We start from the raw sequence: 22,143 nt of genomic DNA on the forward strand, positions 1-22,143 counted from the left end.
TCCCCTTTATTGATTATATATATCTTATCGCTGTGAAGGATGTATCCAAGCATATTTCTTAAACGCATCATCTGGCTCAGTGTGTGCCAATGCGTTGGTAAAATTGGAGATCAACTTTGCCGATAAACCAGTTAATACTTCCAATGCCTGGCGCTTTGTATAACCCGCTTCAATAAAGTCTTGTAGCTTTTCATCTCCAATGTGACCACGCTTATCTAGTAGTGCTTTAGCATAGTCGTGCAAAGCTTGAAGCTTAGCGTCAGGTATCTCAGTACCCTCACGTAATGCTTCGATAACTTCCTCAGGCATTTTCGCGGAATGCATCATCCAGGTATGGCCCGGCACGCAGTAGTGGCAGTTATTTTCGAAGTTCGCAGTCATAAAAACTACCTGCTGCTCAATCGGCGACAGGGTTGTGTTTTTCATGAATAGGCTAAATACAGTATTGTAAGCCTCATAAGTAGCAGGTGCTTCTGCCAATATCTTGTGCAAATTAGGTATCATGCCAAAACCTTTCAACGAAGCTTCCATTAACGATTTCGACTCTTCTGGCGCAGTATTGGTTTCATAGTATGTAAACATAAAAATTCCTCTGTTCTATGTAGTTCTGTCTTTAGGATGCTGTAGTTAAAGCTTCGCGGTAGGTTTCGGTTTCTTGAGCACCTTGTAGAACTTCTTCACCGTTAATAATCACTACCGGCACTCCGTGAAAACCTCCAGACAGCCACTTTCTCTCAATCTCGACCAACTCAGTTTGAAAAGTAGGATTATCTAAGACGTCTTCGGCTTCGCTTTTATCTAGGCCTAAACTAGCGACTATTTGCAGCAAAACCTCCTTACTTGAGATATCTTTGTGGTCCGAAAAATAGGCTCTGAAAAATGATTCGGCTAATTGAGTTTGCTTGCCTTTCTCTTCTGCCCACCTCAACAGCAAATGCGCCTTGCGAGTGTTAAACATGCGCATATCATCGAAGTAGTTGAATTGAAAGCCCACCTCTTGGCCCAAAGCCGTCAAACGCTTACGTGCCTCAATACTTCCGTTAATCGTCGTTCCATATTTAGCTGCAAGATGCTCTCTGAGATTCTCACCTTCTTCCGCAATAGAGGGATTCAGTTCGAATGGATGCCACCGTATGGAGACTTGGTCTTCGATACCCAGGTCTTTGATTGCGGCCTGAATTCTGTAATACCCTATAACACACCAAGGACATACAGCATCAGATAAGATATCGATCATAATCTGTTTGCTATTGCTCATGGCGGCTTACCTTTGATTCAACGATAATTGCGACTACTTCAGTATCACCCGTATTGCTAACTTGATGTGCCCATGCTTCGTGCCACATCACGTGCCCATCAGGAACATTTGCGACAAAGGACTCTCCGTTTTCTTCGGTAATTGTCAGCTGGCCACCTTTTTGAAAGTAAACCGTCTCGTTGTGATGACGATGAGGCATATCAGACTCTCCTGGCTGTAGCACCATTCTAAGCACCAGTACGTGTTCGTTTTCCAACAGCACATGGTAGTACTCGGGTGAAGAGACGTGCGCTAAAGGAACCTCCTGAGCATCCGAAACTGAGGCGGACGAAAATAGAACCAACCCCAGAATGGTCTTTTTAATTCGCGTATTCATAAGGAATTACTCCCGATTGGATTAAAAATTCTCTTCAATGTGCTTAGAGAAACGCTTGAAGTCACTCTCAGCTTCCGCATTTTTCATCACATCGAAACTCGCAAAAGTGGGAAGCGCTTTCATACCAAAGAAGCGGAAGTTCATATGCATCGGGAAAAACAAGTCATCGACGCTTTTGCCTTGGAATAGATATTCATTTTCGTCATCAAATGACTCTTTTGGTGCGTTAAAGGTCAGAGACAACATATAATTTTTACCCGTGAGCGTACCGCCCGCACCATAGTTTTTCTTGGGAGCATCCTCATGACGACCGTCACCGTTGCATAATTGTCCTCCCATGCCTGCGGTATAGACTTCATCCATATATTTCTTAAAGGTCCAAGGTACGCCCATCCAGTTCACGGGTGATTGAAGAATTATCGTGTCAGCCCATTGATGGTTTTCAAGCTCAGTTTCAACATTCCACTCTTCATCGATGTTTACAATTCGTGCTTCATGCCCTTTTGCTTTTAATAGTTCATCTGCCATTTGGACCAGAGCGCCATTTAATCGACCTTCTGAGAATGGATATTTATGGTGTGCATTGATAATCAAGATATTACTCATGGCTTCTTTCCTCGCTGTGTATGGACTGTTGGATAAGTAATAGTGGTTAATTAATCACTTTAGGTATATTATTGTTACCTACCTCCCCATATCAATTAGTATACTTTTAGTAACCTGCTTAAAATGAGTAAAGAAACATGAAAAGCCGCGTAGAAACAGATAGTTATGGTCGAAAAAAAGTTTATGATGCGTGTGTCGAGCCTTGTGCGATAGAAAAAGGCATGCGCTTCATTGGCGGGAAATGGACCGGATCAATTGTCTATCACCTCAAAGATGGGCCGGTACGATTTAATGACCTAACTCGAATGTTAGGCGGTGCAAGTAAGAAAATGATTGATCAAAGGCTTAAGGAATTAGAGGCTCGGGACATGGTCGTTCGAACGGTGATTAGTGATCGCCCCATAGCCGTAACCTATGAGCTGACAAACTTCGGACGCTCAGCATTGGATATACTGGACCAGCTTCGTATCTGGTCGGAGTCAAATCAGTTATAGTGGTGTGAGGTGGTCGCGACGACGCCAGCTCTCACCGGTAAAATGACCTCCAGATTCAACCGAATGTTACCGATTCAATCTTTCTCAGTTTTGTTTAATAAGTGAATGTCTGCCAATCGCTCAACCAAGAACAAGTATCTGTCGATATACAGCTAAACCTAAGTCAAAATGTTTGCTTTCTCAGGAAAGTGAATGCCCGTGAACCAAGATTTCTTTCCTGACTTAACGTCCGCTAACACATTGAAGCGGGCATTGTGTTCAGAGAGCCGCCAAGGTCTGCTCTTGTCTATTTCCGTGCATTAATCTCTAAAAAATAGACAGGTTGATAGGGGAGTTCGATCACTTATTGACTTGAAAGCTCTACCGTCACGGCCAACTCCACACTTGCCCCAGCAGGCAGACTATTGCAGCCATGTACGGTTCTAATGTGTCTTGCTTGCTCACCTAATACTTTCGCAAATAAGTCTGAAGCGCCATTTAGCACGTCGGCATGTTGTGTGAATGAGTCTGTGGCGTTGATAAAACCGTCTAAGCGAATGATTTTGCTAAAACGAAACGGCGTATCTTTGAGTGCAGCATCAATTTGGCTCAATACGTTTAGTGCGGCTATGTGTGCGACTTGCTTGCCTTGTTCTAGAAATAATGTGTCGCCGAGTTTTCAGATGTGAAGCATTTGCCCTTGATCAAAGGGGAGTTGTCCTGAAATATAAAGCAGGTTTCCGCTGATCAATGACGCGCAATAATTGCCGACAGGTTGAGGAGGGCTTGGAAGTACCAAGCCTTCTTTTTTATAGCGTCACGAATGTTCATCATCGTCCTATGCTGAATGTGAGCCTGCAGTAATGCCACCATCTACAAAGAAGGTATTTGATGCCTTTCAGAATCAATCCATTAACCCTGAGACGATCATGCAGATCGAGCGGGACGATTTTGTGTTGCCGTTGGTTGCCGCGAATGTTGGTGTGTCGATTATGACGAATCGAACAACCCCTTATGATCTGAACTTTATCCCAATCGAAGATTTTGATATCAACCGCACGATAGGTTTGTGCCTGAATAATCAAGATGAGCAAGCGCTCAGCGTTCCCATTAAGGCCTTTATTCAATCGATTGAGTCTGAGTTTAAGGTGGAGATTTTGCATCATTAGGGACGATTATTAGCTTTTTTACATTTATTCACTTTTATGACTCAACGCAAATATCGTTTACAGCGTATTTCTTTTTGCGAACTGATCCTACTTTGAACGAGGGTAAGCGTATGAAAGACACGTATTTTGTGGCAGACGATTTAGACGAAGTTGAGCTAATTCAAAACGAGTTGATGGAAGCTGGAGTAGAGAAGGATAGCATTTCTGTTTGGAGCGGCGACGCCTATGGCGTCGACACGCATCATCTCAAGGCTGAAAACGAGTTACTGAAAACGGATGCGATTCCGTCGATGCGGTCAGGCTTAATATGTGGTTTGATCCTGTCCGGTGTCGCGCTTTTCGGTTTTTTAGGTCTGGGTTTAATGAGTTCAGAATACATGAGCGCAGGACTCATTTTTTGCGGACTTGTGATTGGCTTCTGCACGTGGGAGGCAGGGCTATTGGGTTTACGTCGAGTTCACCGCGACTTTACTCAATTGGGTCGTTATGTAGCGCAGAAGAAACACATCATTCATTTGCATCTTGGTGACAAAGCTGAGAAAGCAGCAAATAAAGTGTTATTAAAACATCCTGCGATCACGTCTGTCCGAATGGGCTAGGGCATTTCGCGAGAAGAGATTAGCTTTGACCTAGTTTTTAGCTTCTAGTTCTTAGTTTGATCTCGAGAGACCGCTTTAGGAGAGTGGCCAAACCAACGCTTGTAAGCCTTGTAGAAGCCGCTCGTCTCTTTAAAGCCCAGATGCAAACTCAACGAAGACAAGCTCACTCCTCGATCTAGTTGTTTTGCTGCTTCCTCTTTTCTTATTTGATCGAATAAAGTTTTAAAATCGCTGCTCTCTTCTTTTAGCTTCCTGTAGAGCGTTTGTCTGCTCATTCCCAGCGAGGCGCTAATTAATTCCGTACTAACTGGTTCTGAGCTTTTGATTCTTTCTTCTATGCGTTTTTTTACTTTTTCTTGGGTCGAGCTTGTGCCTTGAATATCTGATAGTAGCTCTGAGGCTTTCGATTGAATTATCCCTTTCACTAACGAGTTGCTGCTGACGATTGGGAGCTCAAGTGCTTGCGCTTTGATCGAGATTCTATTTGATGAAGCGTTAAATCGAATTGAGTGACCAAAAATCTGTTTAAATTGATGAGCGTAATCAGGCTCTGGAAAACTGAATTCGGCTTTTTCTATCGTAAGTTCATTACCCGTCAGTGAATATGCCCACGCCATCACGGCGCTCATACTGCGTTCGATCGCGATGGTAGGATATTGTTGTTTACTTCCGATATTAAAGGTCAAACTAACAAGGCTATCTTGCCTGTGCACGGTGATGTTCTCCGAGGCATTCATGAGCACAAGATTGTTTGTAAATACTTCTAATGCCTCGCCTAAATTACTACATTGACTAACCCAACTTGCTAATAATCCCTTGGCGTTTGGATTAATTGTTTGTCCAATGCGTAAACCAAGGCCTCGTCCTTTATCGTGCTTGTCGATCTCTTGCCATAAAGAGATCAGAACCGATTCTGGTAGGCGCGAGTCAGGGCTATTGCTCCATGACCTATCCCATCCCAGCTCACTCAGTGTTTTCGTCGATAAAATGTCTAACTCAAGACATATATCGACTAGGTCTTGCGCTGCTGCGCATGAGACAGTGTTACCAATAGACATAAACGTGTTACCGAAGGACCTAGGTTGCTGTTTGGCTTACTTTTAACATTCACATCTTCAATCATAACCCCACAGGACTGAATTGTGATGCGAATTTTTAGCGCTTGCGTTCTCGTACTTAGCGCACTTCTCAGTGCGTGCAGTCAATCCATCGACCCACAAGTATTAGAGCAAAAATATACCAACTCATCTTCTTCATTTATGGAGCTCGATGGAAACCGTATTCATTATCGGGATGAAGGAGAGGGCGATGTAATCGTTTTGATTCATGGTACGGCATCTTCACTGCATACTTGGGATGCATGGACTGAATCATTGAAACAGCATTACCGCATTATCCGTATGGATTTACCTGGTTTCGGCTTGACCGGTCCTGACCACAAAGACCGCTACGAAGTGTCAGACGATGTGACCTTTTTAAAGCAATTTCTTGGGCATTTGAATATCGAATCGGCACATTTCGTGGGCAGTTCATTAGGTGGGCGCATTGCATGGCAATACGCGCTAGAAAAACCTGAGCAGGTTGCAAGTTTAACTTTGATGAACTCACTAGGTTATCCTCAAGAGCGCTGGCCACCACCTATTCAGCTCGCACAATGGCCGGTGTTCGATACGATAATGAGCCATTTTTCTCCTCGATTTATGTATGACATTGGCCTAAGGGATGTGTATTTCGATTCAGCCTTGGTTGATGAAAAGCTAGTGGATCGATATTTTGAGTTGTCCCGTTATCCGGGTAATTTAGCGGCGTTCCCAAAACGTGTTAAAGCGCGTCTAGACCAAGACTCACAGTTAATTTCTGATGTAAGCGTTCCAACGTTTGTAATGTGGGGACAAGAGGATCTTTATTTTCCGGTAGCCAATGCTTATCGGTTTCAAAAAGAAATCGCTCAAACCCAAATGTATATATTTGAAGACGTTGGGCATCTACCGATGGAAGAGGTTCCTGATGCATCTGTGAAGGCGTATCGCTCTTTTCTAACTCAAATTTCGTATTAACGACTAGTTTTCTCGGGTGCCTAGTTAACGCGAGGTGCTTGAACCTGCAAAGAATCGTGCTAAATCTTACTAGCCAAAAAAAATGAACTTTAGAGGGATGCGCGCGTCCCTACTTTTACATTGCTAAGAGCATTTATTTCAATTGGCGAAAGTATGAGCAAGGTGCTAATTCTTAATGGGCATCATCCTTATCCTTTTTCAGAAGGTCGATTAAACAAAACCATGGTGGAGCTGGCAGAGGCTCGTCTACAAGAAAAGGGACATGAAACGCGCGTTGTAAATTCTGCAGAAGAATATGATGTGGATGAACAAGTTGCGAATCATGTTTGGGCTGATGTTGTGATTCTTCAAACGCCTGTGAATTGGATGGGCGTGACATGGACATTCAAAAAATATATTGATGAAGTCTACACGGCTGGTATGGGTGGCTAGTTGTGTAACGATGATGGGCGTACCCACGAAGAACCTAAGAAAAACTATGGCGGTGGAGGCATAGCAGCGGGTAAAAAATATATGCTGTCATTAACTTTCAACGCACCCGAAGAAGCGTTTAATGACCCAGGTGAATATTTATTCCAAGGCAAAACGGTTGATGATTTGTTCTTCCCGATGCATGTGAATTTTCGGTTCTTCGCAATGGAGCCGCTTGAAACGTTCGTGGCCTATGACGTGATGAAAAAACCAAGCGTCGATGACGACCTTAAACGATTTGAAGCACATTTAGATCGCATTTTTTAGAGCACTGTTTGGGGCCTCTATTTTAAAGTGGGGGCCTTAATCTGAAACTTCATAGAAACCATTTCGCGATTGTTTTAGAAACTTTTCATAGTCCCCAGATTTTCTCAATTTCGTTAGTCCTTTATTGAATGCTGACATGATACTTTCTGCGTCTGGAGTGAGCTTACTAATCAATAAATGGAATGTGGTCGGCTGATAAGAGGGACGCATTTGAGGGGTGTAAGTTAACTGATCAATTTCTTCTTGCGTGAATTCGCTTTGCAACAGCCCATAACCGGTGTTTAAGCTTGCTGGGAAAGCACCTATTCGTCCACGCAGTAATTTTTTGAAGTTTAATGAATCTGTTTCTGATCGCTCTACCTGAATCAAACCCTCTGTTTCATATTTTCTGAAGTTCGATAGATAGGTATATCCGATCGTCGCCCCGACTTTAATGTCTTTTAGACTTTCCCAGTTCTCAGCTTCCCAAGGAATCGGTGCATCTTTTTGATAGAACACAACCGGAACATCCGTAATAACGGTATCGCTATACAAAAAGTCCGCAAAGCGTTCATCTTTTTTGGACCACACGAATGTCCCATCAATGCTTGCGTTTTTAGCAAGCAAATAACCGCGCTTTCATGGGTAGTATTCCAGCTCCATTTGTATGTCTTGCGTTTTAAAATGCTTGGCTAACGATGCGCGCCACGACACCGCCGTGTTTGAGGTTTTGTGACTGGAATGGCAGCCATTCGCCACTGCTTAACACAACGGTCTGTTGGGCTTTTAATATTGCACTGGCTAATAGTAAAAATAGCCCAATGAGTTTGTATTTATTTTTATTCATCTGGGTGTATCTTTTTGAATTGTGTTAACTAAATTAGATTAATCGAGTACGTATAACAACATCTAAATAGATGATTTAGAAGATCGCTTTGAAGACGATTAGCAGGTAGGAAGAATGAAAGTGCCGCAGCTAAGCGATACGGCACTTAATTTTGCTAGAATAGGATGTTGTATAAGAAACCTGCTGCAATCGCCATTGATAAAATGACGAATAGGAACGCAGCGATCAGCTGATTTTTAAACAATGATTTCAGTAAGATAACTTCGGTAAGACTTGCTCCCGCACTGCCAATAATCAATGCCATAACTGCGCCGAGCGCCATGCCTTTTTCAACCAATACTGCACTCAATGGGATGACGGCTTCTGCGCGAATATATAGGGGAATACCGATCACAGCAGACACAGGAATTGCCCAAGGGTTTTCTTTGTTCGCAACAGAGCTGACGAATTCAGTAGGCATAAATCCGTATATCAACGCGCCCAATGCAATGCCTCCAAATAAGTACGGTGCAACTTGTTTAAAGTCTTTCCAAGTTGAGTCCCATATTGCTTTCCATTTATTGATAGGTGCTTTGGAGCCACATCCACTTCCGTAAGTTTTAGCGGGTTCCACATAAGCTTCTGGTTTTACGAAGCGTTCAAACCCCAGTTTTTCAAGCAGAAAACCTGCAATAACGGATACACCCATCGCGATAATGAAGTAAAAAATAGTGACTTTTATGCCAAAGGTGATCGCAAACAAGCCAATGATAATTGGGTTTAAGAGTGGGCTTGAGAACAGGAATACCATCATTGTGCCAAAGCCCGCATTTGCGCGTAACAAACCCTTCAAAAATGGAATGGTAGAGCAGGAGCAAAATGGTGTGATCGCACCGAGAAGGCTAGCTACAAAATAGCCTTTTCCGTTCTTACTACTAAGAATGGCTTGAATCTTCTGAGGTGGAATACGTTCTTGTAAAACACCAACGCCATAACTAATCAGCAAGAATAAAACAGTGAGCTCAACAGCGAGAAAAGCAAACATGCCTAAGCTTTCTCGCAGCATATCTAGTGTAAAGGTCATAATACTTCTCCAGTCAATCTATATTTCTAGAATAATCGAAATATAATGGTGTAATTTGAGTGCGTCAAGATATTTCTGGTAATATCGAAATATTATTTTGTTTGGTTGAATACAGTATGGACTTAGATAAAGCTGCAAAGGCACTAAAAGAACTAGGGCACCCAATTCGCTTGGCGATATATAAACGATTAGTGAAGGGCGGAGAGGCTGGTGTTCCGGTTGGTGTACTAAAAGATGAGCTAGATGTTCCTGGGTCAACGCTAACGCATCACATCAGCGGTTTGGCCTCTGCTGGCTTGATCGTTCAGCGAAGAGAAGGGCGAACGCTATATTGTGTCGCCCAGTATGCGGAGTTGGATGGCTTGATTACCTTCTTACAAGAGGAATGTTGTCAGGGCTAAGTGGCTACTCGCGATATTTTGCAGCGGTAATAAATTCCCCAAAGCTCTCGCACCACACCAAAACTGTGGTGTAGTCCTCAAGTACTACACCACTAGGAATATCCGCGATGAATCCGTCAAAGGTTTTGATGTCTGCTAGTTGAGGAGAGTTGTCTTTAATCGCCTCAAATTCGGCTTCGGTTTCAACAAATTCTTTCGTTAGATAAAGCTTGTAGTCGGGGCCGGGGGCCAGCTCTCCTTGAAAAGTGATGGTTGTAGGAGACAGTGAAACGTCGCCATCCCCCCAGTGAAAACGATCACTGCCTTTTAGTTCGCGTACAAAGGTAGCGGTGTAGCTAGCCGATTTGCTCGACTCAACAAGTTCTGCCTCTGAGGGAGCCGGTGGGGCAGTTAAAATTGGCAAGAAATAAATGCCTAAGCCGAAGCCAACGCCACCAACAATGATGTGGGTGACGAGCAAAATGGGGATGAGTGCTTTTTTCATAGTTGGTCCGAATAAATCATTGAGAATCGTCTAGACGATATAGACCCTAAATCTTCAGACTTTTATTCTAGCTTAAGTTCGCCAATTTAGATTTAGCGCTCAGCTTGGTTTTCACTAGCTCTCTTAATACATCACGCTTGATTGATTTATTAGTGAGTGCCGGCGCTTGCCACCACCAACCGGCATGTTGCATGGCGATTCCTGCCGCAACCATGCGTTTGATGACGGTTTCGAATTCCTCATCGCTGTAATTATGACTAAAGATAAAGCGTCCCGTGCCAATCCAAGGTAGTAGCAAACCTTCCGCTCTTAGATAGTATTGATACATCCAGTTGTAACGACTTGCTTGCGTGTACATCGGCACAAATACAGAAGCCATGTTGGCGACTTTTATCGGAATACCCGCTTCTTGAAACACTTCGTTCATTACGCGCGCTCGGGTATTCCATTGTTTGTCTAAGCGCTCTGGTTCGATCAAGTACTTCGGCTGTTCTACGCGTTTTAGAAAAGCATTCATGGCGCCCATGACATATGGGTGTGCGTTGAAGGTTCCTCGCGCAAAACATATATCCGTCGGCTTGTGTTCTTTATAGCGTTTCATTAGTTCTGCTTTGCCGCATACGACGCCAACGGGCAAACCGCCACCGAGTGTTTTTCCGTAGGTGACCATATCTGCTTGGACGCCAAAATACTCTTGAGCGCCACCTTTCGCTAAACGAAACCCAAGAAATACCTCGTCCATGATCATCACTATGTTTTTCTTGGTGCAGATCTCACGAAGCGCTTTCAGCCATACTGTGTAGGCTTCTTTATCAAAATGCGCTGAGCGGTCGCTAGCTATCAGCATCGAATCGCTACTGCTTCCGCCATTTGGGTTGAGCGCTTGCAGCGGATTAACTAAGACGCAGGCTATGTCTTTTCGTGTTTTAAGTACCCTGAGCGTGTCGTTAGACATTTCTTTTAAGGTATACACATCGTGCACTTTTCGTGGATTGCCTATGCCGGGTTGAACCCCGTCCCACCAACCGTGATAAGCACCGCAAAAAACAACGGTTCGTTTCTTACCTGTGTGGTAATGCGCGAGACGAACTGCTTGCATTACTGCTTCAGTGCCCGACATATGATAAGACACTTCGTCTAATCCGGAGATGTCTTTGAGCTTATCGGTATTGTTGATGATTAAGGGATGATATGGGCCAAGCGCTGCGCCAAGTTCGCGTGTTTGAGCGATTCCTTCGTCCATGCATTCTTTGTAGAAATCGTAACCGTAAAGATTAACGCCGTAAGCACCTGTTAAGTCATAACTCCAGTTGCCGTCTAAGTCGCGAATCTGCGTACCGCTCGTTGTATCGGCCATCAGACCGATAGGCATTTCATTATGCATAAAAGCACGAAACTGAAATGGCACGCGATAACGGTTAGTGAAATCGACATCCGATAACTTTCCTTCCAGTTTTTTGCTTGCAGCGATTGAGTTAGGAGATAGACGTGTTAAGCGTTCTTTAAGATCGTTAAAACTGGCTTGGCGTTGTGCTGCAATATGCTCCGGCGCATTGTCACAACTAAAGACTCTAGCGTCGTTATATCGATAGTACGGGAGAAGTTTAGCTACCTGCTTTGACATCTTTGCGTGCCCACGTAGAGACGGGTGCTTTGCTTTGGATAATTGCAGACGGATGGCAATGCGATAGAGCGAGTAAATAATCACTAATGCAATCATTAGCAGCACAAATTGCTCGTGATTCCATGAGCTTGTAAGTTCAGTCATTTTTGATTACCTCTCTGTCGCATTGTGAACAGATCTGAATCCTTAGCTTCGAGCATCGCAGTCTTGATCTATTTCGTCTGGATGGCTTGATACGGCGTGGGTCATTGGGTCCATTAGCTGACCGCGCATTAGATAAATCGGAGACTTCATGTAGATTTTGCAGTCATGGAAAGGGTCGGTAAGAATTTTCACGCACCATGCGATGCCGGTTTTTACATCACGAATAAAAAATAAATGGAAGGTTCTAAAGAGCAGGGCTGTGACGCCTAAAATTAGCCATGCGATGGCCATGTTATTCAGAAAACCATTGAAGTCAGTGTAGGCGGTCATCGTGCCGAAAAACGTTGGGTCAAAGTACAGTGCAATTGGAATCGCTGCCCAGATGCCGTGAAGTACGCGTTTACGGTTTAAGTTGTAACCCACTTTGATTTCTTCTTTGTGTTCATGGGTAGCTTTGTTGATATGGTCATAATCGCGAGGTTCAAAAAAGAAATGGCCACTTTGGCGTGACACCATACCGATTCCCCAGCCAATCAGCGCTGCCACACCTGGATTGATAAAGAGCATCACATAAGCCGTTAGAAAACTAATTGAGCTAATAAAGTGCAATGTTTGGTTTATGCGGCTTTGATGATAATAGCGATGATCGTCCCATCGAAGTTCATTCAACTCGGCGAAGAAAGATGCGACGGCACCTTGCGGCGTAGGCTGGTTCATTGGGTTCATGACATTTGACCTGTAGATGGTTGAGCGTGAAAGTGATTTGGGCGCATTAGCGCTTGCCCCATGCGAATAATCTGCCCTTCTTCCATGTCTGGCATGAAGGTGAAATGCTTACTGGTGAGCATGACAATTGTTGAGCCATGCTCGAAATTTCCTAGGCGCTCTCCACGTGTGAAGTGCCGCTCGAAAGGAATCTTGTTCGCTCCTTTGCATTGCAGCGCTAAAGGAAAATCTAAATCTGAAAAACGCATGCTTGAGACCAGAATGGCTGCGACCGGCACTAATGCTATTCGAGCATGTGCATCTTCAGGGTTGAGCTCGATGACAGCGCGTTCGTTTTTACAGAACAATTTTTCGATGCGCCTAAGTGTGGGTGGATTAACGTTCCATGTATCCCCAGAAATGTAATGGATGCTCGATGTGTCGCAATCTGTTGGCGCGTGCATGTGATGATACATGCTCGATTTGAGGCGCAAGGTGATGTAATGGCCATCACGATAGGGTGCAAGATCAATCGCGCCTTGAGTTAACTCGTTTAGTGAATAAGGCATTCCTTTGATTTGGAGTAACTCTAGATTTTTTAGCTTTCCGTGCGCCCCGATTACAGCGTCACAAGGGCTGGTGATCAGTGTTTTGTCTTCGGGGAATGGGCGTGTCTCGGGCCGTAATGTTCGTGTAAAGCATTCATGCAGACTTTGGAAGTGTTGCTGATTGGCTTCGTGTAAGCGCATATCATCACTCGCAAATTGCCATAGCTTAAGAGCGACTTTAACGAATAAAGGATTTTCTATTTTGCTTAGTCGTCGCATCAAGCGTGTGCTCGCTGCGCGTGGAATGTAATTGGTTAGCCAAAAGTTAAGCGTTTCTATCAGAGAGAACGTTTTAACGTTCTTTGTATGGGTGAGTTCGTTTTGCATGGGCTTAATGTAGGTGTCAAAAAAGACAGCTACATGAACGATTTACTACATTATTGTGACGCTAGGTATTTTGAAAAACAGGGATTGTGAAAAAAGGGCTTATGAAAAACTAAGCGGCAACATGAGTAGTAAACACCCGTATCCAGCTAAACCTAAAGCAAGGCCTAGTATGGCTCCGACTAATACATCGCTTGGGTAATGCAAGCCAAGTACTGGTCGAGACAATGCAATCAAAGCAGTGAAAATCCAAAGCGGGGTGCCCAATGCTGGATAGGTGAGCGCTAAGATTGTCGTAAAACTTACGGCATGGAGTGTATGTCCAGAAGGGAAGCTATAGCGATCGAGCGTGGCACAAACTTGAAAAATATGGGTGTAAGAAATGAATGGCCGTTCGCGCACCCATGTTTTTTTAAGTGTTTTATAAAGTAAAACACCTATCAAACCTGTGATGATGTAAGTGATCAATACGGGAAGCGCATTGAGTCCATCAATGTATAGTAAAGATAAGCCAGCAAGATACCAAAAAACACCATTGCCTAAGCGGCTCACTATCGTAAAGAAAATACCAATCCAAGGTTGTCTGCAGAACCCGTTTAGCATTCTGCATAGTTGTATGTCAGCGGCTTGAGCTTTCTGGCTTAAAACGAAGGTTCGATCTATTTGCATGTGCTTTACCGTATTGAGTCGATTGCGATTTTTCGAGTGTTTTACAGAATTGCTGAACTAGTTTTTGCCAGTTCAGTCGTTGTGCTAGAACAACTGAACTCATTGATAGATTTTTGCGAAGATCGGTTTTCTCATAAGCTGCGATTGCATTTTTGATGAACTGGCGATCATCGCCAAGGTCAGCAAGAAAAGCTGATTGGCGGTTATCTAAATGCTCTTTCGCCGCGGCATCATCAAAGGCACAGATACAACAACCGCTCGCCATTGCTTCAGTGACAACATTGCCAAACGTGTCTGTTTGACTGGGGAATAGGAAGATGTCGCCGGAGGCATAATGTTGTGCAAGTTTTTCGCCTCGCTTCACTCCTGCAAAAATTAAAGCAGGGTAGCGTGCAGCAAGACTTGGTTTGAGAGGGCCATCACCTACCAACACGAACTTAGCTTTGGGGTATTTCTCGCTAATGCTCTCGTAAGTGTCTGCAAGGAGTTCTAAGTTTTTTTCAGCAGCGATACGACCTACGTATAAAAACACGGGCTCGTTTTCAGAAGCTCCCCATTGATCGCGAAGCTGTTGATTTCTTTTTGTCGGAGAAAACAGTTCGCCATCGATACCGCGCGAGACCACTTCAGTGTTCGTAAAACCTTTGTGTTCAAGCATTTGTTTTTGTTGTTGTGTAGGAACAAGCGTGCTTGCACTCGTGTTATGAAACCATCTCATATACTTCATGATGAGAGGCTCCAAAAAACCAAAGTTGTAAAACTTAGAGTAGCTTTGGAAGTTAGTATGAAAGCCCGTAACTGCGCCTATTTTAAGTTGCTTTGCTGCTTTTAATGCCGCGTAACCAAGGGGACCTTCTGTTGCAATATAGATTGCGCAGGGTTTGATTCGTTGAAGCTGGTGCTTCATCCACTTTTGAGAGACTAAGCCAAACTTCAGATCAGCATAACCAGGGATAGGTAAGCCAAATACAAGCTTTTCTGACTCTCTATCGAAGGTTCGAGAATCTATAGCTTTGTCGGCTGAGTGTTGCTTGGGACGAATCACCGTTACCCGAATACCTAAGGCCAGCATGCCGTCAACCCATTTACCGAGCGTTGTTGCTACACCGTTGATTTCTGGGCGATAGGTTTCTGTCACCAACAAAACATTTTTTAATGTCATTACATAGCCCCTCTCTGTCTCATGGGGCATACATTGATCGGCGAATATTACAGTTAGGCTGCAAAGTGATGACGAAAATATGAACAATGCGCTTTTGTCTTTTTGGTTTAGAACAAACTCGGGTTACACTTTGCGCGTTAAAATTTCTAGACGAAGGTATCTGTATGTCGCGCACTGTGTTTTGTCGCAAATACCAAGAAGAGCTCCCTGGTTTGCCTGTTCCACCAATGCCCGGTGCAATAGGGCAAGATCTGTTCGAAAATATTTCACAGAAAGCATGGCAAGAATGGCAAGGTCATCAAACCATGCTGATCAATGAAAAGCACTTGAATATGATGGACCCAAGTGCGCGTGAATTTTTGCGCGAACAGATGCAAAAATTCCTTTCGAATGAAGCTTTTGAGCAAGCTGAAGGCTATGTTCCGCCTACAAAATAACCAACTTTAATTTACTTCACATTTAGTTGATAAAACTGCTTGACTCACTAAAACGAAACGGGTTTAATACGCCCCCGTTGAAGGCAAGACCTCAACGAAAAAGCTTGGTGAGAATATGATCAAGCCAGTGAGAAAACACTGTAAAAAATAAGCCCGGATAGCTCAGTCGGTAGAGCAGGGGATTGAAAATCCCCGTGTCGGTGGTTCGATTCCGCCTCCGGGCACCATTATCCAAAAAGGCCGCTTTTCAAGCGGCCTTTTTCGTTTCTAACCTTTGGCGCTTTCCATCTCTTCATTAATGTATTTGCCAGCAGCAAGGAACTGCCAGATAGCAATAATACTGAATACAACGGAGACACCTAGTACTGCATAGCCCACTGATCGCGTACCGAAATCTGCACTTAGCTGATCACTGATAATACCGACAAGCACAGGGCCTAAGCCTAGGCCAAGAATATTGATCGCGAAAAATAAAATGGCTGAGGCGAGTGCGCGCATTCGCACATTGACCAGTCCTTGTACCATGGCCAAGCTTGGGCCCATATATACCGTTGCCATGGTGGCTGGAATAGCAAACAAGCAAAGCACTAAATAAAGTTCATCGAGCATGTAAACAAGGAACAAAAACGGGAGTGCTATCGCTGCCGAAACAGCAGGTATCCAGATATACCAGCGCTTGTCCTGTACACCTTTTTTATCCGCTAGATAACCTCCGTATAAGGTTCCGGCACCACCTAAGATACCACTGATGAGCGCAAGCCAAGTGCCGAGTTCGCCAGTTTGAATGTCAAAGTTACGCAGCGTATAAGGGGCAAACCAAATCGCGCTGCCATACGCGATAAGCGCAAGACATGAAGCGCCGAGAGAGATATGTCTGAAAGATTTTTTGCTCCACAGCGTTTTGATCGATTCCTTAAATGACACCGCATCCTCGACCTTTTCAATCGCGTCACGTGCGCCGCGAATCGGTTCTTTAATCGTGGTTTGAATGAGAATGCCAATTAAGATGCCTGGTACGCCGACCACAATAAAAGCAACACGCCAGCCAAAGAATTCGTTAATCCAGCCGCCTAGTAGAAAGCCGAATAGAACACCGATATTGATGCCAAGAGAGTAGATCGATAAGGCAGTACCGCGTTTTTCGGCAGGGTACATATCCGAAATCATGGAATGAGCTGGCGGACTGCAGCCTGATTCACCCACACCAACCCCGATGCGTGCGAGTAGTAGCTGAGTATAGTTTTGAGCAAAGCCGCTAATTGCGGTGAAAAAACTCCATGTGGATATGGCGATGCTCATGATGTTTCGCCGTACCCATTTGTCAGCAAGTCGCGCGACTGGAATGCCCATCATGACGTAAAAGAAGGCGAATGCGATACCCGTGAGTAAGCCTAACTGAGCATCACTCAGCAGCAATTCTTGCTTGATTGATTCCTGAAGAATCACAAGAATCTGTCGATCAATAAAATTGAAGGCGTAGGCCATGGTCAACATGAACAATACATAGTTTCGGTAGCGTGTATTGTCGTATGGATTCTCGGTAGAGGAAGGGAGGATTTCTGCGCATGGCGCTGTTTTAGTGTTTTCGTCTGGCATGGCCGACGAAGTGGTTTCTGTAATGGAAGACATGGATGTGTACCGTGGTTTGTTATTGTTGTACTACGATATTGCGAACGCCTGAATCGCGTAAGTGGATTTATGTTGTTTATTTTTTGCTCAGCTAGAGTAAATGAAGTGGGTGTGCTGCACAATGCTCCGAGTATCGTAGAATGATCTCTTCGCATGTCGGCATACTGTAAGGTTGATTGGCACTTCAGCGCGAGTTATCGCTCTTCGGTGCAGTTCTCGAAGTGTGGGAGCTTATGTGGTTTCTAATGTAAGACTAATAAGAACCACAGTTTTGCGAGCGCGCAAATTATCTTAGGGGTGGACAGTGTTTCTTATAGTCGCTCTTGGTCGAAGCACGCGTTCAACCAAGAGCTTCTTGAACGTTTTACTTGGCTTCTGCGCGACCAGTGAACTTGCGTTCTTCTACGTTGATCTTGATCCGATCGCCAGTAGAAATATGCTCAGGCACCTGAACAATCAAACCTGTTGATAGAGTCGCTGGTTTGGTGCGTGCACTTGCTGAAGCGCCTTTGATAGATGGGTCTGTTTCGACAATTTCCAGCTCAACAATCAATGGGGTTTCAACGGCTACTGGATGGTCATTTAAGATCAGAACCTGTAGGCCTTGAGATGCATCGGTGATAAACAGCAACTCTTCTTCAATGCTGGCTTTTTGCAGTGAGTAAGACGAATAGTCTTCGCTATCCATAAATACATATTCGTCGCCATCGTTGTATGAAAATGTGACGGGACGTCTGCTCAAGTCGGCGAAATTAAGCATGTCAGAATCTTTGAAAGTTTCGTCAATCTTCTGGCCAGTTGTCACGTTATACATGCGCATACGGTAAAGGCTCCCTCCCGCTCTGCCTTGCGGAACAGAACGCTCGATGTCTTTTACAAAATACGCTTCGCCGTTGTACTCAATGGCTGCATTCTTTTTTATTTCGCTAGCTTTTGGCATGTCTTTACTCTCTTTGAATTTATTTTGGAGCCTATTATAAGGAGCGAAATGGAATTGATAAGTGTTTTATGTGCAGAAGAATAAAGGTGATTGTTTTGTTATGTGTGATACAAAACATAATAACGCGGTTGCGCATCGAGATAGAGCGAAAGCGTGAGCTGAGTCTATTCCTTTAAATGCTGTCGCAAGTATGGGAGCTATTTTTTAGTTCATGTTTACTGAAAGCGTCAGGATAATTTACATTTCTCTTTTTTTTATATTCAGGTTTTATGGTTAAGTTATTGATATCAGATGGTTCATAAAAAATGGTTGGATATTTGCTGCATTCACCGAGCCGAATTGGTGACTTTATTTATAAGATTGGAGATTTGCAGATGTATACACGGATGACTGCTTTTGTTGTGGCTATGTTGCTCGCAGTAAGTGCGCAAGCCGCTATTATTTTTCAGGATGATTTTGATTCTGAGGGAACTCAGACTTCTCACCTTAACTACAATGGGTTTACTAACTGGACTGTCAGCGAAGGTACTGTTGATTTGGTAGGTACGCCAAACCCGTGGGGTATTGGATGTGTTGGTGGCGCTGGTAAGTGTGTTGATTTAGATGGGACTACTCGCAATGCAGGCGTATTCTCTAGTTCATCTATTTTTCTTGCCGCAGGTACTTACGAGTTGAGTTTTGACATCTCAGGAAATCAGCGAAACAGTGGTGGCGATACAATGGCTGTTACCTTGGGCGGATTCTTTGATCAGAACTTCTCTTTGAACAGCTCTGATCCATGGCAGACAGTCACTTATCAATTTATTGTTGGCAGTGACACAAGTGATTCGATTATTTTTAATCACGCTGGCGGCGACAATATTGGCATTATGTTAGATAACGTTGTTCTTAGCTCTGTTGATGTTCCAGAGCCTGGTTCGTTAGCTCTTCTTGGGTTGGGCTTGCTCGGTTTGCGAGTAGCTAGAAAGCGTTAGTTTCAGGCACTTTCTTATTGTAGGAAGCCCGCTATTAAGCGGGCTTTTTCGTTTCTGCCTCAAGAAAACTTTCGTCTTCGCTTCTGTCTTTCAGTTGAACACCAGAGAGCTTTTTGATTCGTGCTTCATTTAATAAATAAGTCGCTTTTTGAGCTGCCTCTGAATAGCCCATTCCGGCTTGTCGAATGTTTGAAATACAGTTTCTGCTAGCATCAGTTAAATTGAGTTTTGGAGACCAAGTTAGGTAGAGCCCCATGCTGTCAGGAGAACTTAAACCGGGGCGTTCTCCAATCAAAACCAAGACGCTTTTTGCATTTAAAAGTGTGCCGATATGATCTCCAATCGCGACGCGACCTTGTTCAACGATACAAATTGGCGCAATGTTCCATGACTCTGAGGGGGCTTCTCGCGCTCCTAATCGAGGTAATAACTCGGCTAGAAATGGCGCAGCATTTTGCTCGATGGCAAACGCAGACAGACCATCAACAACGACAATCGCTAAGTCGTAGTCGATGTTTTTGTTGCCTTGGTCTTGATTGAGTAATTCGCATGATGGCTCATTTAAGAGTCGGCCAAAATCAGGGCGTTGCAGGTATTCTTGGCGATTTTTGGCTTGGCTATGAAGCGCTAGAGTGCCGAAATCACTAACTTCCTTAAGTGCGTTTAGATCTGTTGAAATGTTTTCAAAGCTCAATGGGGTATGCACGGCATCTTGTGCTTTTGCATGTGCAAGCTGAAAGGCTAATGAGTGCTTCGTTGGTATGCTGATGCCCGCACGCCCTAGTCCAATTCTCGCATCTGTAAATGCACGTAGTCGCTCCCAAGGATTGTCAGTAACTGATGCTTCAGAGTTTTTTGCCGTTTGAGCTTGTTTGCTCTGTTCGTCTTTGCTCATCTTAACTTCCTGCGAGGCGCTTAATGGAGTCGTTAAACAGAGCAGGGACATGACTGTTCAAACTAAAGCTATTGTGATCGTTCGCAATCTCTAACTTATGCAGCCACGCCTCAAATTCTGGCGCAGGCCTAAGGCCCATAGCGCGTCTTGCGTATAAGGCATCATGAAATGAAGTGGTCTGGTAATTCAGCATGATGTCATCTGATCCAGGAATTCCCATAATGAAATTGCAGCCAGCGACACCGAGCAGTGTCAGTAAATTATCCATGTCGTTTTGGTCTGCATCAGCGTGATTGGTGTAGCAAACGTCACACCCCATTGGTACGCCGAGAAGCTTGCCGCAAAAATGGTCTTCTAAACCTGCACGTATGATTTCTTTACCGTCGTATAGGTATTCTGGACCGATGAATCCGACCACCGTATTGACCAGAAGCGGATTGAATTTTCGCGCAACTGCGTAAGCTCTTGCTTCACATGTTTGTTGGTCAACCATATGGTGTGCATTTGCAGACAATGAACTGCCTTGGCCTGTCTCAAAATACATGACGTTATTGCCTATCGTTCCTCGATTTAGCGATAGTGCTGCATCGTGTGCTTCGGCAAGAGTGCTTAGATTAAAGCCAAAGCTGTCATTTGTAGCTTGCGTGCCGCCAATAGATTGAAACACCAAATCGACAGGAGCGTTTTTTTCTATGGCTTCGATCGTATTTGTTACGTGGGTAAGAACACAGGATTGCGTTGGTATTTCGTAGCTTTCGATGAGTTCGTTCGTCATATCGAGTAATCGACAGGTCTGAGTGACATTATCAGTGGCGGGATTTATTCCGATGACTGCATCGCCATTGGCATAGAGCAATCCATCAAGTATGCTCGCTGCGATCCCCGTGAGATCGTCAGTAGGGTGATTTGGTTGAAGTCGGGTTGATAAGTGGCCGGGGAGTCCAATGGTATTTCTAAATGCGGTACTGACGTGGCACTTTTTAGAAACCAGTATCAAATCTTGATTACGCATTATTTTACTGACCGCGGCGGCTATTTCTGGCGTGATGCCTGAGCGAATTGTCGTTAGCATTTCGGTGCTTGCGAGATCACTAAGTAGCCAGTTTCTAAAATCTCCAACCGTAAGATGAGATATGGGTTCGAAGGCTGCTTTATTGTGCTCATCAATGATCAGTCGTGTTATTTCGTCATCTTCGTAGGGAATGAGCGTATCTTCTAGAAATCGTTTAAGTGGTACTTCCGCGAGCACCATCTGTGCAACAACCCTCTCTTCAGCATTACTCGCTGCGAGTCCAGCTAATCGATCACCAGAGCGAGCAGGAGTTGCTTTCGCCATGAGCTCTTTTAGATCGTTGAAGTGATAGGTTTTTGACCCGACGCTGTGATGAAACGAATAACGACCTTTATTCATGTTTTGTTCTCTAGGATCTTGTCGTTTTTATTCATTGTTCTGTGTACCCAAAAACTCCCTCTCATGCAGTGATGAACCACAAGAGAGGGAGGGCGCGGAACTTAGTTAGTTGTTTTAAAGCTTCTCTTTAATAATCTGCTCTTCTTTTTTTGAAGCAATAGTTTGGCCAAGTAATGCGGTATTAGAGTGCTTGTTAATGTTTTGTATACGGCAATTGAACTTGATGCTAAGTATAGCGCTGAGGCACTCTATAACGCCGTGAACTGTGATGGCGATTATTGCACATTGCTATGTATAGGGTTTGGGGCCGCTCACGACTTTTATACAAGAGCATCCCTCTGTTGCTGAAATAAAGTAAGGATATTTTTAGTGTTTTGGGAATTTTTTTGTGATGAGACTGCTTGGGCGTGCTAGATGCTGGACAGCGTATTGTTTCTATTGATTTACTCAAATAGCGCCCACTTATAGTGCGTTTATATAATTGCTCAGTAAATTCATTTGTTTTATGTTTTTATTAATCGGTTTTATCGATGAATAAGCCTTAAAATAACTGAACAACTTCATAAATGTC

At 44.1% G+C, this 22,143-nt stretch carries 25 protein-coding genes, 1 tRNA gene and 2 pseudogenes; 9 read left to right on the forward strand and 19 right to left on the reverse strand.

Annotated features, from left to right (window positions below):
* Window positions 1-24 precede the first annotated feature (24 nt).
* From A3739_RS17585 to A3739_RS17600, 4 genes are read right to left on the reverse strand one after another with little or no spacing between them, the layout of a single operon-like run.
* Entirely contained in the window at window positions 25-582 is a 558-nt protein-coding gene (locus A3739_RS17585) for a carboxymuconolactone decarboxylase family protein (RefSeq protein WP_068501481.1), read from the reverse strand.
* A 31-nt stretch (window positions 583-613) separates the two neighbouring features.
* Entirely contained in the window at window positions 614-1,258 is a 645-nt protein-coding gene (locus tag A3739_RS17590; RefSeq protein ID WP_068502244.1) for a DsbA family oxidoreductase, read from the reverse strand.
* Complete coding sequence (locus A3739_RS17595) at window positions 1,248-1,634, reverse strand: cupin domain-containing protein (RefSeq protein ID WP_068502247.1); 387 nt, start codon at window positions 1,632-1,634, stop codon at window positions 1,248-1,250. Before A3739_RS17595 ends, A3739_RS17590 begins: the two co-directional genes overlap by 11 nt.
* A 21-nt stretch (window positions 1,635-1,655) precedes the next feature.
* Window positions 1,656-2,240 carry an NAD(P)H-dependent oxidoreductase gene (locus A3739_RS17600; RefSeq protein WP_068502250.1) on the reverse strand — a complete coding sequence of 195 codons (585 nt, stop codon included), beginning with the start codon at window positions 2,238-2,240 and terminating at the stop codon, window positions 1,656-1,658.
* Between the two features lie 137 nt (window positions 2,241-2,377).
* On the opposite strand from A3739_RS17600, the gene A3739_RS17605 reads away from it, so the two are divergent.
* Window positions 2,378-2,734, forward strand: a complete 357-nt coding sequence (locus A3739_RS17605; protein ID WP_068502254.1) for a helix-turn-helix domain-containing protein — start codon at window positions 2,378-2,380, stop codon at window positions 2,732-2,734.
* A gap of 343 nt (window positions 2,735-3,077) precedes the next feature.
* On the opposite strand, the pseudogene A3739_RS28220 reads toward A3739_RS17605, so the two are convergent.
* A pseudogene (locus A3739_RS28220) lies at window positions 3,078-3,377 on the reverse strand (RidA family protein); the annotation flags it as partial.
* Between the two features lie 199 nt (window positions 3,378-3,576).
* Here A3739_RS28220 and A3739_RS17615 point away from each other — a divergent pair.
* A complete protein-coding gene (locus A3739_RS17615; protein WP_068477135.1) occupies window positions 3,577-3,882 on the forward strand; it encodes a LysR family transcriptional regulator substrate-binding protein in 306 nt (101 codons plus the stop codon).
* 110 nt (window positions 3,883-3,992) lie between these two features.
* Complete coding sequence (locus A3739_RS17620) at window positions 3,993-4,481, forward strand: hypothetical protein (protein ID WP_068502257.1); 489 nt, start codon at window positions 3,993-3,995, stop codon at window positions 4,479-4,481.
* Between the two features lie 44 nt (window positions 4,482-4,525).
* Here the strand turns inward: A3739_RS17620 and A3739_RS17625 are convergent, their stop codons facing one another.
* On the reverse strand, window positions 4,526-5,539 hold the full coding sequence (locus A3739_RS17625; RefSeq protein ID WP_068477131.1) for an AraC family transcriptional regulator: 1,014 nt from the start codon (window positions 5,537-5,539) through the stop codon (window positions 4,526-4,528).
* A gap of 87 nt (window positions 5,540-5,626) precedes the next feature.
* Between A3739_RS17625 and A3739_RS17630 the strand changes: the two genes are divergently transcribed.
* Entirely contained in the window at window positions 5,627-6,538 is a 912-nt protein-coding gene (locus A3739_RS17630; RefSeq protein WP_068477129.1) for an alpha/beta fold hydrolase, read from the forward strand.
* Window positions 6,539-6,691: 153 nt separating this feature from the next.
* Window positions 6,692-7,276, forward strand: a pseudogene (locus A3739_RS17635) (NAD(P)H-dependent oxidoreductase).
* A 36-nt stretch (window positions 7,277-7,312) separates the two neighbouring features.
* Here A3739_RS17635 and A3739_RS17640 read toward each other — a convergent pair.
* The 3 genes from A3739_RS17640 to A3739_RS17645 all read right to left on the reverse strand — a co-directional run bounded on the left by A3739_RS17640 (window position 7,313) and on the right by A3739_RS17645 (window position 9,165).
* A complete protein-coding gene (locus A3739_RS17640) occupies window positions 7,313-7,882 on the reverse strand; it encodes an ABC transporter substrate-binding protein (protein ID WP_068477127.1) in 570 nt (189 codons plus the stop codon).
* A 52-nt stretch (window positions 7,883-7,934) separates the two neighbouring features.
* Window positions 7,935-8,102: a hypothetical protein gene (locus tag A3739_RS28865; protein ID WP_156502658.1), complete on the reverse strand. Its 168-nt coding sequence runs from the start codon at window positions 8,100-8,102 to the stop codon at window positions 7,935-7,937.
* A 154-nt stretch (window positions 8,103-8,256) separates the two neighbouring features.
* The gene (locus A3739_RS17645; protein WP_068477125.1) at window positions 8,257-9,165 is read right to left on the reverse strand and encodes a permease; all 909 of its coding nucleotides are present in this window, start codon (window positions 9,163-9,165) and stop codon (window positions 8,257-8,259) included.
* 59 nt (window positions 9,166-9,224) lie between these two features.
* Here A3739_RS17645 and A3739_RS17650 point away from each other — a divergent pair, with 59 nt between their 5' ends.
* Window positions 9,225-9,566, forward strand: coding sequence for an ArsR/SmtB family transcription factor (locus A3739_RS17650; RefSeq protein ID WP_369819776.1), 342 nt, complete (start codon window positions 9,225-9,227; stop codon window positions 9,564-9,566).
* A gap of 4 nt (window positions 9,567-9,570) precedes the next feature.
* On the opposite strand, the gene A3739_RS17655 is transcribed toward A3739_RS17650, so the two are convergent.
* From A3739_RS17655 to A3739_RS17680, 6 genes are all read right to left on the reverse strand, one after another.
* On the reverse strand, window positions 9,571-10,050 hold the full coding sequence (locus tag A3739_RS17655; RefSeq protein ID WP_068477123.1) for a DM13 domain-containing protein: 480 nt from the start codon (window positions 10,048-10,050) through the stop codon (window positions 9,571-9,573).
* A gap of 67 nt (window positions 10,051-10,117) precedes the next feature.
* A complete protein-coding gene (locus tag A3739_RS17660; RefSeq protein WP_082878473.1) occupies window positions 10,118-11,818 on the reverse strand; it encodes an aminotransferase class III-fold pyridoxal phosphate-dependent enzyme in 1,701 nt (566 codons plus the stop codon).
* A 42-nt stretch (window positions 11,819-11,860) separates the two neighbouring features.
* On the reverse strand, window positions 11,861-12,544 hold the full coding sequence (locus A3739_RS17665; RefSeq protein WP_197472403.1) for a hypothetical protein: 684 nt from the start codon (window positions 12,542-12,544) through the stop codon (window positions 11,861-11,863).
* Entirely contained in the window at window positions 12,541-13,458 is a 918-nt protein-coding gene (gene asd, locus A3739_RS17670) for an archaetidylserine decarboxylase (protein ID WP_068477121.1), read from the reverse strand. The genes A3739_RS17665 and asd overlap by 4 nt, the downstream gene beginning before the upstream one ends.
* 99 nt (window positions 13,459-13,557) lie before the next feature.
* Complete coding sequence (locus A3739_RS17675; protein WP_068477119.1) at window positions 13,558-14,124, reverse strand: phosphatase PAP2 family protein; 567 nt, start codon at window positions 14,122-14,124, stop codon at window positions 13,558-13,560.
* Window positions 14,075-15,286, reverse strand: coding sequence for a glycosyltransferase family 1 protein (locus tag A3739_RS17680; protein WP_068502259.1), 1,212 nt, complete (start codon window positions 15,284-15,286; stop codon window positions 14,075-14,077). The genes A3739_RS17675 and A3739_RS17680 overlap by 50 nt, the downstream gene beginning before the upstream one ends.
* Before the next feature lie 164 nt (window positions 15,287-15,450).
* On the opposite strand from A3739_RS17680, the gene A3739_RS17685 reads away from it, so the two are divergent.
* Together A3739_RS17685 and A3739_RS17690 are read left to right on the forward strand one after the other, a co-directional pair.
* Window positions 15,451-15,723 (forward strand): oxidative damage protection protein, encoded by a 273-nt coding sequence (locus A3739_RS17685; protein WP_068476069.1) that lies wholly within the window; start codon window positions 15,451-15,453, stop codon window positions 15,721-15,723.
* Between the two features lie 151 nt (window positions 15,724-15,874).
* Window positions 15,875-15,950: transfer RNA gene (locus tag A3739_RS17690), tRNA-Phe, on the forward strand.
* A 40-nt stretch (window positions 15,951-15,990) separates the two neighbouring features.
* Here the strand turns inward: A3739_RS17690 and A3739_RS17695 are convergent.
* Both A3739_RS17695 and yeiP read right to left on the reverse strand, forming a co-directional pair.
* Entirely contained in the window at window positions 15,991-17,352 is a 1,362-nt protein-coding gene (locus A3739_RS17695; RefSeq protein WP_197472404.1) for an MFS transporter, read from the reverse strand.
* A gap of 364 nt (window positions 17,353-17,716) precedes the next feature.
* Entirely contained in the window at window positions 17,717-18,292 is a 576-nt protein-coding gene (gene yeiP / locus A3739_RS17700) for an elongation factor P-like protein YeiP (protein WP_068477116.1), read from the reverse strand.
* 305 nt (window positions 18,293-18,597) lie between these two features.
* Here yeiP and A3739_RS17705 point away from each other — a divergent pair, with 305 nt between their 5' ends.
* Complete coding sequence (locus A3739_RS17705) at window positions 18,598-19,266, forward strand: PEP-CTERM sorting domain-containing protein (RefSeq protein WP_197469039.1); 669 nt, start codon at window positions 18,598-18,600, stop codon at window positions 19,264-19,266.
* 34 nt (window positions 19,267-19,300) lie between these two features.
* Here A3739_RS17705 and eutC read toward each other — a convergent pair whose 3' ends face one another.
* Both eutC and A3739_RS17715 read right to left on the reverse strand, forming a co-directional pair.
* On the reverse strand, window positions 19,301-20,161 hold the full coding sequence (gene eutC / locus A3739_RS17710) for an ethanolamine ammonia-lyase subunit EutC (RefSeq protein ID WP_068477113.1): 861 nt from the start codon (window positions 20,159-20,161) through the stop codon (window positions 19,301-19,303).
* A gap of 1 nt (window position 20,162) precedes the next feature.
* Entirely contained in the window at window positions 20,163-21,572 is a 1,410-nt protein-coding gene (locus A3739_RS17715) for an ethanolamine ammonia-lyase subunit EutB (protein WP_068477111.1), read from the reverse strand.
* Between the last annotated feature and the right edge of the window lie 571 nt (window positions 21,573-22,143).

The sequence above is a fragment of the Oleiphilus sp. HI0067 genome, from assembly GCF_001635735.1.

Coding starts and splice junctions, on each gene's coding strand:
- A3739_RS17585 (WP_068501481.1), bottom strand. CDS start 582: ATGTTTACATACTATGAAACCAATACTGCGCCAGAAGAGTCGAAATCG.
- A3739_RS17600 (WP_068502250.1), bottom strand. CDS start 2,240: ATGAGTAATATCTTGATTATCAATGCACACCATAAATATCCATTCTCA.
- A3739_RS17590 (WP_068502244.1), bottom strand. CDS start 1,258: ATGAGCAATAGCAAACAGATTATGATCGATATCTTATCTGATGCTGTA.
- A3739_RS17620 (WP_068502257.1), top strand. CDS start 3,993: ATGAAAGACACGTATTTTGTGGCAGACGATTTAGACGAAGTTGAGCTA.
- A3739_RS17625 (WP_068477131.1), bottom strand. CDS start 5,539: ATGTCTATTGGTAACACTGTCTCATGCGCAGCAGCGCAAGACCTAGTC.
- A3739_RS17680 (WP_068502259.1), bottom strand. CDS start 15,286: ATGACATTAAAAAATGTTTTGTTGGTGACAGAAACCTATCGCCCAGAA.
- A3739_RS17660 (WP_082878473.1), bottom strand. CDS start 11,818: ATGACTGAACTTACAAGCTCATGGAATCACGAGCAATTTGTGCTGCTA.
- asd (WP_068477121.1), bottom strand. CDS start 13,458: ATGCAAAACGAACTCACCCATACAAAGAACGTTAAAACGTTCTCTCTG.
- A3739_RS17665 (WP_197472403.1), bottom strand. CDS start 12,544: ATGAACCCAATGAACCAGCCTACGCCGCAAGGTGCCGTCGCATCTTTC.
- A3739_RS17675 (WP_068477119.1), bottom strand. CDS start 14,124: ATGCAAATAGATCGAACCTTCGTTTTAAGCCAGAAAGCTCAAGCCGCT.
- A3739_RS17630 (WP_068477129.1), top strand. CDS start 5,627: ATGCGAATTTTTAGCGCTTGCGTTCTCGTACTTAGCGCACTTCTCAGT.
- A3739_RS17705 (WP_197469039.1), top strand. CDS start 18,598: ATGGTTGGATATTTGCTGCATTCACCGAGCCGAATTGGTGACTTTATT.
- A3739_RS28865 (WP_156502658.1), bottom strand. CDS start 8,102: ATGAATAAAAATAAATACAAACTCATTGGGCTATTTTTACTATTAGCC.
- eutC (WP_068477113.1), bottom strand. CDS start 20,161: ATGAGCAAAGACGAACAGAGCAAACAAGCTCAAACGGCAAAAAACTCT.
- A3739_RS17695 (WP_197472404.1), bottom strand. CDS start 17,352: ATGTCTTCCATTACAGAAACCACTTCGTCGGCCATGCCAGACGAAAAC.
- A3739_RS17685 (WP_068476069.1), top strand. CDS start 15,451: ATGTCGCGCACTGTGTTTTGTCGCAAATACCAAGAAGAGCTCCCTGGT.
- A3739_RS17595 (WP_068502247.1), bottom strand. CDS start 1,634: ATGAATACGCGAATTAAAAAGACCATTCTGGGGTTGGTTCTATTTTCG.
- A3739_RS17605 (WP_068502254.1), top strand. CDS start 2,378: ATGAAAAGCCGCGTAGAAACAGATAGTTATGGTCGAAAAAAAGTTTAT.
- A3739_RS17615 (WP_068477135.1), top strand. CDS start 3,577: ATGCCACCATCTACAAAGAAGGTATTTGATGCCTTTCAGAATCAATCC.
- A3739_RS17645 (WP_068477125.1), bottom strand. CDS start 9,165: ATGACCTTTACACTAGATATGCTGCGAGAAAGCTTAGGCATGTTTGCT.
- A3739_RS17655 (WP_068477123.1), bottom strand. CDS start 10,050: ATGAAAAAAGCACTCATCCCCATTTTGCTCGTCACCCACATCATTGTT.
- A3739_RS17715 (WP_068477111.1), bottom strand. CDS start 21,572: ATGAATAAAGGTCGTTATTCGTTTCATCACAGCGTCGGGTCAAAAACC.
- yeiP (WP_068477116.1), bottom strand. CDS start 18,292: ATGCCAAAAGCTAGCGAAATAAAAAAGAATGCAGCCATTGAGTACAAC.